A 9300-nucleotide genomic window follows, 5' to 3' on the forward strand; every position below is an offset into this window, starting at 1 on the left:
TCGGTCCAAGTATTTAATGCGACTGTAAATAACATTTTACTCTCATTAGAAACAACACCTCGTGAGGTAGATTTAATCTTATATTATCCTTCAGATGATTATATCTATTTCTTGGATAATCAAACGGTATTCGAATTAAAGAAAGAAGTCATTTTACCAGGTTTATATGAACATAATGTCAATGAACGGTTTTTAATCTACTCACTGTCCTTTGTTTAGATAATCCTCGACGTACATTGGAAATATAATGGTATAATATTACTATTATAGTTACATAGTGAGGTGGAATATCGTTGAAGGCTACATTTACCGATTATGTGAAGCATTTAATGAAAATAAAAACAATTTCAGAACCGACTTTTCTGAAAGATTTTGAACAAGAAAGTCAACAGCTGCATGATTTAAAAAAGCTTAGCAGAGAGAGCCCAGCTAATAAGAGAACGCTTATTGAACGAGATTTACTTCTCTTAAAACATGGGATTGAAGGGGAAGCTAAGGTTTACTATGAATTAAAAAATTCGTTTATCCCTATGCTTTGTCTGCATGATATTCGAATTCCTTATAAGGATTATTACGCTCAATTTGATTTTGTCATTATAACAAATAAATTGATTTATATTTTGGAAACGAAAAAGCTGAGTGGAGATATAGAAGTGAATGGTGATGGCGATTTTATTCGCATTATCAAGAATAAGCATGGAAATATTATTAAAAAAGAAGGTATGTATAGTCCAATTTCTCAAAGTGAACGACAAGTAAATATATTAAGGGAAGTGTTACTAAGAGAAGAGCTGATTAAAACGTTACCAATTAAATCAGCCGTCATTATTGCCAATCCAAAGTCAATTATTAATAAAACATATAGCCCTAATCGAATTAAAGAGAAGTTATATAAGCACGATCAAATAGGTCAGCTGCTAAAGACTGAGATGGCGAAAGAAAAGGATCGAGATATTTTAGAAAAACAGCAATTTAATATCGCGCGTTTCCTAATGGAAAAACATGAACCACTTAAGATCGATTATGCCGCAAAATATGCTGTTCATAATATTGAACTGAGTCCTGAGGTGGAGCTTGCAGCCTCTGTTGACACGATCGAACTAGATACAAAAGAAAAAGATATTTATGCAATGTTAAAAGCTTATCGCTTAGAAACCTCTAGGCAGGGGAATCTAAAGCCTTACTGGGTATTTACGAATAGCGAATTAGATGAAATTGTCGAGCGGAGGCCGAGAAATATAGCCGATCTAATAGCGATAAAAGGATTTGGAGAAACAAAAGCAGCGAAATATGGTGCGGCAATTCTAGAGATTGTGAATAAATAAGCCGTTCGTAGTGAGCTGGTTAAAAGTTCTCAGCGTGGAAACACATGGAAACACCTGCGTTGACTTTCATTATTTGGGATACTATACTTTTATACGAAAAAGTGTGGAAAAGTTTATCAAGGATTCTAGATTCTTAAGAATGTTACTAATCGGTTTTACGGATCTTTAGAAGGAGAAATCTATGGAAACTAAAAAAGTGTTACCCGTTCTTTTTTTAGTGATGTTTTTAGTGATGGTTGGTTTTGGTATTATTATTCCTGTGTTACCTTTTTTAGCAGAAAAAGTTGGCGGCAGTCCGACTGAACTTGGACTTTTAATGGCTGTATATTCGTTAATGCAATTATTCTTCGCCCCAATGTGGGGACGTATTTCTGACCGTATCGGACGGAAACCGGTTATGCTGATTGGAATTGCAGGGCTTGCTCTTTCCTTTTTCATTATGGCAATGGCAGATTCTTTATGGGTATTATTTGTAGCCAGAATTGTAGGCGGGATTCTTTCTTCAGCAAATATGCCAACAACTATGGCTTATGTAGCAGATATCACGACACCTGAAGAACGTGGAAAAGGAATGGGGATTATTGGAGCTGCTACCGGATTAGGCTTCGTTTTTGGTCCAGCAATCGGAGGGATTTTCTCAAAGGTCAGTTTGAATATGCCTTTTTATATCGCTGGAATCTCCTCCATTATTACCTTCTTTTTAGTCGTACTATTAGTGAAGGAATCATTGTCAGTAGAAAAGAGGGTAAAACGATCTGATGAAAAAATATCCATGTGGAAATCCTTTCAGGGACCTGTTTCAATCATCTTCATTTTGCAATTGATTGTAACGCTCTCAATGGCAGGTCTTGAAACGACATTCGCTTACTTTGCTGCACAAAGAGCAGGTATTGGTACGGTTCAATTAGGTTACATATTTATGATTATGGGTTTTGGCAGCGCAATTGTTCAGGGTGGCTTAGTTGGGCCAATGACAAAAAAATATGGAGAAGGTGCAGTTATACGAATAGGAGTTATCGTGTCAGCAATAGGATTTATCCTGATCTTGTTCTCGAATAGCTTCTGGACATCTGCGGCGTTTTTAACCATTTTCGGTTTAGGAAACGGAGTCATTCGTCCTGCAATTTCGTCTCTTTTGACGAAAAATTCAACATCTGGACATGGTAGTGCTACAGGATTACTTTCCTCTTTTGATTCATTTGGCCGAATAGCGGGACCTCCTATCGGCGGAGCGTTATATTCCGTATCAATTGGTTTACCGTATATTTCAGGAGCAATCCTTTCAATATTTGCGTTAGTTCTCTATCAAATTTATCATGCTAAGAACCGTAAAATGCATATGATCGCTTGATTGTTTTTAACCTGTAAACTGGTGTTCGTTAATTGGATACAAAGTTTACAGGTTTTTTGTTGTGACTTTTGTTGGAATAATATTGTTAAATAAAGTAGAGATTAATGAAGTACACGATCTATTCACAAATTTAATGGAGAAAATAAGATTAAAACCAAGTGTATAATGGCTCTAAAAGCATCGATTAGACGGGTAGTACTTTTGACGGAATTTTCACGCTCGTCTGATTTAATTCTATTATAAGAATTACCATTGCCGAAACTAAAATTAGAGTGATATAATGTCTCCTATGATTTAAAGTCCAATACAGGAAGTGACTAAATTGTCTAACAATTCAAAAGAAAGTAAATTTGTTCCTTACGTCTCAGCGTCAAAGTCTCTACCAGAGCTTACAGCTACTGCCATTATTCTCGGAGTTATTCTTGCTATAATATTTGGTGCAGCTAACGCATACTTAGGACTTCTTATTGGATTAACTGTTTCCGCATCCATTCCTGCAGCAGTTATTTCAATGGCGATCTTAAGAGGAGTTTTACGTCGTGATTCAATATTAGAAAATAATATTGTTCAAACAATGACTACTGCCGGTGAGGCTATTGGAGCCGGAGCTGTATTTACACTTCCTGCCTTATTCATGTGGGATCTAGAAGTGAGTCAGCTATTTATTATTTTCGTAGCTCTTACTGGAGGATTTCTAGGTGTATTTATGATGGTACCCCTACGACAGCTTCTAATTGTGAATGAACACGAAACTTTACCATTTCCAGAAGGAACTGCTTGTGCAGAAGTTCTGAAATCAGGTGAAGAAGGCGGATCAAATGCCAAATTAATTGGTGTAGGATTAGTCATCGGTGGTGCGATTAAAGTACTTGGTGATGGTTTCAAAGTATTTAAAACAGAAGTTGAAACAAGTATTATAGGATTTAAAAATGCTGTTGTTGGACTTGATGTTTTTCCAGCCTTATTAGGTGTAGGTTATATTATCGGGCCGCGTGTTGCTGGGCAGATGCTTGGCGGCGGACTTCTAGCTTGGATCGTACTTATTCCAGCGATCAGCTTCTTTGGCGGTAACGCGACTGGTGCGATCTTCCCATCAGAAGTTCCAATCAGTGAATTGGATGCATGGGGAATTTGGGATAACTACATCCGTTATATTGGTGCTGGTGCGGTTGCTACAGGGGGATTAATTACCCTAGTTAAAACGTTACCAATGCTCTTTAAATCTGCTAAGGATACAGTTAAAGGGTTACAATCCAATAAAGGCCAGCTTAAACCACAGCCTATTCGTACGGAAAGAGATATTCCTGCGAAATATGTTTGGATTGGTATCTTGGTTATCATTCTAATTATTGCTTTTGTACCTGTTACAGATGTTGGTTTTATTGGTGCTCTTGCCATAGGAACATTTGGTTTCTTATTTGTTACTGTAGCTTCTAGGATTGTCGGAATCGTGGGTAGTTCTTCGTCTCCGGTTTCTGGAATGACTATTGCGACGTTACTAATTGTTGCTCTTGTCTATTCGTCAGTTGGCTATACAGGAATGAACGGTATGGTTGCTGCATTAACAGTTTCAGCAATTGTATGTACTGCTCTTGCAGTGGCAGGAGACGTTTCTCAAGATCTGAAAACTGGTTATATTGTCGGTGGAACACCATGGAAACAGCAAGTTGCTATGATGATTGGTGTCGTTGCATCCGCTTCTGTAATTGGTTTGATCCTTATTCTCATGAATAATGCTTATACTATTGGTTCAGCGGAACTGCCAGCACCTAAAGCAGCACTTATGAAAATACTGGCTGAAGGTGTTCTAGGTGGAGATTTACCTTGGACGTTGATCTTTATCGGCGCAGCCATTTCAATCACGCTTGAGTTCTTTGGTTTAAATTCACTAACCGTTGCAGTAGGTATTTACTTACCAGTTCATACTAGTGCGCCAATCATGATTGGTGGGTTTGTTCGTTACTTCGTAGAGTTCTTTGCTAAAACAAAAGAAATTCTTAAAGAACGTGTAGACAGAGGGGTACTATTAGCTTCGGGTTTAATTGCCGGAGAATCTTTACTAGGTGTATTAATTGCTGTATTAATTGCTGTTGGAGTGAAAATTCCAGAGACTGCCGCAATGGCCAGCAACCTAATCCCACTCATATTATTCTTGGCACTAGCTGTATTCCTTTGGTATGTTGCTAGTAAGAAGAGTAAGAAAAATGTTTAAAAAACGACGCAAAGAGGAGAAGAACCTATTAAATATGGTTCCTCTTTTGGAGAAACGAGTTACTTTGACTAAGGATTCCAATGGAGCTTTTTTGATTATCCAGAGGACCAATATAGTGGAAAGGTTCACTATACGTTTTTTCAGACAGCCTGCCGTTCGTCGAATTAGACTCGATAAATTTGGATTATTTGTGATTGAACAGCTTGATTACCACAAGAATGTACAGCAGATAGCTGAAGATATGAGTGAACATTTTGGTGAGGAAGCAGATCCTGCCCTACCGCGGCTTGTAAAGTTTTTACAAGTGCTTGAAGTTTATGACTGGATTATCTGGGAAACAGACGATCAAGTTCTAAAATAAGTTTCCCCCCATATTTCATAATATGGGGGGTTTTTGTGTGTAAGGGATATAATTAGTTTTCTAGAAACATATTGATTTTATAATTATCATTCACTATAATCATTATTGAAAGCGCTTTATTGGTTAAATTTGTAATTGTTATATTTTTTTACTCTTTGTAGAAACCGGTTTCGTTAATAAGAAAGGAGGTTCATAAAACGCTTAACAGAGGGCGATTTCAATAAAACTTATTCTATTTTCGGGGGGAAATATCATGAAATTCAAAAAATGGTTATTGGTCGGTTTTTCATCCTTACTAGTATTTGGAGCTGCAGCATGTTCATCTGATGAGAGTTCAAGTGACGGCGGCAGTAAAGATAAAGAAGTTTCAATTGATTTTTGGGTATTTGGTGCAACTGGTTATGAAGAGCTTGCTAAGGAATATGAGAAAGAAAATAAGAATGTGAAAATTAAAATTAAAAAATCAGAAACGGACGCACATCATAGTAATTTATTTACTGCACTATCTGCTGGAACCGGTGCCCCGGATGTTGCGATGCTAGAAGTAGATCAGGTTGACCGCTTCCGGGATGCTCAAGATCGACTGCTAAATTTATATGATATGAAAGCTGATGAAATAAAGGATCAATACTTAGATTGGAAATGGAAAATCGCTGAAAATGATGGTGGGAAATTTCTAATGGGACTTCCGACAGATATAGGTCCTAAAGCATTATACTATCGTACTGAGCTATTTGAAGCTGCTGGGCTGCCAACAGAGCCTGAAGAAGTGTCGGCTCTTATCTCCACACCAGAAAGTTTTAAAGAAGCTGCGTTAACCATCAAAGAAAAAACAGGAAAGCCAATGGTTGCTAGTATGGAAATGATGTACCGTGCAAAGCTCGATACATTGGAAGAAAGTTATTTTGATTCAGAAGGAAATCTATTAATTGAAGAAGCAGAAAATGGCGTAAAAGGTGCATATGATCAAGCAGTTGAAATGAATAAGTTAGGACTAGTAGGCAATTTACCTATGTGGTCGGCAGAATGGGGAAGTGGGGTTCAAAAAGGGGATTTTGCTGTTGAATTAGGCGCAGCTTGGTTTAAAGGTTGGATGGAAGGAAACGCACCAGATGCTGCTGGTAAGTATAAAGTGGCAACATTGCCGACAGAATACAGTGGTAACTGGGGCGGGTCATACATTACCATTCCAAAAGAAACGAAACATCCTCAGGAAGCTTACGATTTTGTAAAATGGTTGGTTTCACCTGACAATCAATTAAAATCATTTAAATCCAGCGGGCTGTTCCCATCTTCGCCACTAGTGTATGAGATGGATGACTTTAAAGCTTCTACGGATGATTATTTCAGCGGCCAATCGACGCAAAATGTATTTGCGCAATCTGCTCAAAAGATTAGCTATGTTTATAAAGGGAAAAATTATATTACGGTTAATGATGAAATCAATACCGCATTGACAAATGTTCAAGATGGAAAAGATCCTGAGAAGGAATGGACAGCTGCTATTAAACGTATTAAAAAGGCACTTGATCGCTAATAGGAAAGATCGAATAAAAAATCTGGCGGTTATCATGCCGTCAGATTTGTATTTTTATAGTCTCTGAGGAGGAAGTGAAATGATTCCTTTAGAAGTAAAAAAGGATCCGGTGTATAAACGTTCTTTATCTGAAAAAACGAAAGATATGATATCAGGCTATTTATATATTTCACCGTTTTTTATTATCTTTGCCATTATCGGCCTATATCCAGCGATATTTAGTCTTTTCCTGGCGTTTCAAAAATGGAATGGGATGGGCGAAATGGAGTTTGTGGGGCTTGCTAACTTCAAAGTTATTTTAACAGACCCTTTATTCTGGAAGTCTGTCTATAATACGATTGTGCTTGGAGTTATGGGAACTGCCCCACAGTTGGTAGTAGGATTAGTACTTGCTTTCTTTTTAAATTTAACGTACCTAAGATTCAAAAACTTTTTTCGTATCACAATTTTTATGCCGTACATCACTTCCATGGTTGCGGTTGCTTTAGTATTCAGCGTTTTTTTTAGCAGCAATGATACAGCCTTAGTCAATTACTTAATTGGTTTAATCGGGATTGATCCAGTCAATTGGAAAACATCAGAGTGGGGAGCTAAAATCGCTATATCAACGATGGTTTTTTGGAGATGGCTTGGGTATAATACGATAATTTTCTTCGCTGGAATGCAAAGTATCTCCAATGATTTGTATGAGGCGGCTAAGATTGATGGAGCCAATAAATTACAACAGTTAAGATATATAACAATTCCTATGTTAAAGCCGTTTATACTATTGACTGTCTTTTTTTCTACGGTGGGTGCGATGCAGCTATTTACGGAGCCGGCTGTATTTCTTGGTAACGCGGCGTTTTCACGGGATGAGGCACTAACAGTGGTGATGTATTTATACCGTGATGCATTTAGAATTGCTTCATATGGTACGGCGTCGGCGTCGGCTATTATACTATTAATCTTTATCGTAGGAGCTTCAGCATTGAATATGATGATTACTCAAGGATACGGTAGAAAAAGGGGGAGAAAAGGATGAGTCGAGAGGTCGGAACTAAAAAGTGGGGAATCGGACGTCTGGCTATCTATTTATTCTTAACTGTTATCTCTTTCTTTTCAATCTTCCCATTTTATTGGATGTTTGTTATGGCTACAAGCCCGAGTTCGGCTTATAATTCGATTCCGCCTACGCTAATTCCAGGAGATCAGTTAGTAGCAAACTTTAAAAAGGTCTTAGAAATGATTCCGTTTTTTCAATCGATGGTTAATACCCTGATTGTCTGTCTAGTCGTGACAATTGTTGTGCTGTTTATCAGTTCGCTGGCAGGATTTGCATTTGCGAAATTTAAGTTTCCGGGAAAGAATATTTTATTTTTTTCCATTTTATTTACGATCGTAATTCCTCCTCAGTTGGGGCTTATCCCCCAATATTTATTAGTGGCAAAGGCCGGATTACTTGATCACTTATTTGCAGCGATGGTTTTGTTCTTTTTAAACCCGTTAGGAATCTTTTTGATGCGGCAATATGTAAATCAATCTGTACCTGATGAATTAATTGAGGCCGCAAAGCTCGATGGATGCTCTAATTTTAGGATTTATCGAAGTGTGGTCCTGCCAATTATCCTTCCGGCTTTTGCAACACTTGGAATTATTGTTTTTACATCAGTATGGGGAGAGTTCTTATGGCAGTTTACGGTCCTTCGTGATCCGGAATCCTATACCATTCAGGTGGCACTTGCCTCATTAAATAATACCAATAGAGTTGATTTTGGTATGCTTCTGTCAGGGGTGTTCTGGGCGACTGTTCCACTTCTAATCGTCTTTTTAATATTTAACAAATTATTCATCTCGAGTATTGCTGAAGGTTCAGTTAAGTAGGATGCATATAAATGAGAAAAACCCTATAGGTAAGCAGCTAGATTTGAGGGAATTAAGATGGCGTTAACAATCCGTGATATAGCAGAAATGGCGGGGGTTTCAAAAGCAACGGTATCAAAGGTGATTAATCATTATGAGGGAGTTAACGAGCAAACGAAGCGTAAGGTGATGCGTATAATTGAAAAGACTGGATATCAACCTACGTTTTCAGCCAAATCGCTGGCGACGAATAAATCTGGTCTAATTGGCTTGATTTATGCTGGGGAGACGAATGTAAAGTTTAATCATCCTTTTTTTAGTGAAGTTATTTCCACTTTTCAAAAAAACATCGTCGGACTGGGCTATGATATTATTATTTTTTCCAATGAACCGTCTGTTCGGAAAAATGTTGATTATCTAGCACGATGCAGACATTTTCGTCTGGATGGCTGTCTTATTGTAGCGGGTGAAGAGATCGAGCAGGCGGTTATGGAACTTGATCAGAGTGAAATCCCCTGTGTTGGCATAGATATCAAACTCACTGGAGGGAACTCCGCTTTTGTGATGACAGACAATTTAATGGTCTCGCAATTAGCAGTTGAGCATGTATATGAAGAGGCATGCGGAGAAATCGCTTTTATAGCAGGCAAGAAAACGTCGGAAATATCAAAT

General features: G+C 37.8%; 8 protein-coding genes and 1 pseudogene. All 9 read left to right on the top strand.

The window, feature by feature from the left end; all coding sequences use genetic code 11:
- Positions 1-219: pseudogene (locus tag AC52RT_RS15370) on the top strand (SAM-dependent methyltransferase); the annotation flags it as partial.
- 74 nt (positions 220-293) lie between these two features.
- Positions 294-1325, top strand: a complete 1032-nt coding sequence (locus AC52RT_RS15375) for an NERD domain-containing protein (RefSeq protein ID WP_495541556.1) — start codon at positions 294-296, stop codon at positions 1323-1325.
- Positions 1326-1506: 181 nt separating this feature from the next.
- Positions 1507-2676 carry an MFS transporter gene (locus tag AC52RT_RS15380; protein ID WP_495541557.1) on the top strand — a complete coding sequence of 390 codons (1170 nt, stop codon included), beginning with the start codon at positions 1507-1509 and terminating at the stop codon, positions 2674-2676.
- A 322-nt stretch (positions 2677-2998) separates the two neighbouring features.
- Positions 2999-4888: an OPT family oligopeptide transporter gene (locus AC52RT_RS15385; protein ID WP_495541558.1), complete on the top strand. Its 1890-nt coding sequence runs from the start codon at positions 2999-3001 to the stop codon at positions 4886-4888.
- Positions 4881-5249, top strand: a complete 369-nt coding sequence (locus AC52RT_RS15390; RefSeq protein ID WP_495541559.1) for a PqqD family protein — start codon at positions 4881-4883, stop codon at positions 5247-5249. Before AC52RT_RS15385 ends, AC52RT_RS15390 begins: the two co-directional genes overlap by 8 nt.
- Before the next feature lie 253 nt (positions 5250-5502).
- On the top strand, positions 5503-6786 hold the full coding sequence (locus AC52RT_RS15395; protein WP_495541560.1) for an ABC transporter substrate-binding protein: 1284 nt from the start codon (positions 5503-5505) through the stop codon (positions 6784-6786).
- Between the two features lie 79 nt (positions 6787-6865).
- Entirely contained in the window at positions 6866-7810 is a 945-nt protein-coding gene (locus AC52RT_RS15400; protein ID WP_495541561.1) for a carbohydrate ABC transporter permease, read from the top strand.
- Positions 7807-8649, top strand: a complete 843-nt coding sequence (locus tag AC52RT_RS15405) for a carbohydrate ABC transporter permease (RefSeq protein ID WP_475728397.1) — start codon at positions 7807-7809, stop codon at positions 8647-8649. The genes AC52RT_RS15400 and AC52RT_RS15405 overlap by 4 nt, the downstream gene beginning before the upstream one ends.
- Before the next feature lie 57 nt (positions 8650-8706).
- The coding region (locus AC52RT_RS15410; protein WP_495541562.1) for a LacI family DNA-binding transcriptional regulator at positions 8707-9300 on the top strand (594 nt) is incomplete at its 3' end.

Source organism: Peribacillus sp. (genome assembly GCF_059453735.1).

Bases quoted from the DNA above. Each gene is read 5' to 3' on its own strand.
- AC52RT_RS15405 (WP_475728397.1), top strand. From the start codon at position 7,807: ATGAGTCGAGAGGTCGGAACTAAAAAGTGGGGAATCGGACGTCTGGCT.
- AC52RT_RS15395 (WP_495541560.1), top strand. From the start codon at position 5,503: ATGAAATTCAAAAAATGGTTATTGGTCGGTTTTTCATCCTTACTAGTA.
- AC52RT_RS15400 (WP_495541561.1), top strand. From the start codon at position 6,866: ATGATTCCTTTAGAAGTAAAAAAGGATCCGGTGTATAAACGTTCTTTA.
- AC52RT_RS15380 (WP_495541557.1), top strand. From the start codon at position 1,507: ATGGAAACTAAAAAAGTGTTACCCGTTCTTTTTTTAGTGATGTTTTTA.
- AC52RT_RS15390 (WP_495541559.1), top strand. From the start codon at position 4,881: ATGTTTAAAAAACGACGCAAAGAGGAGAAGAACCTATTAAATATGGTT.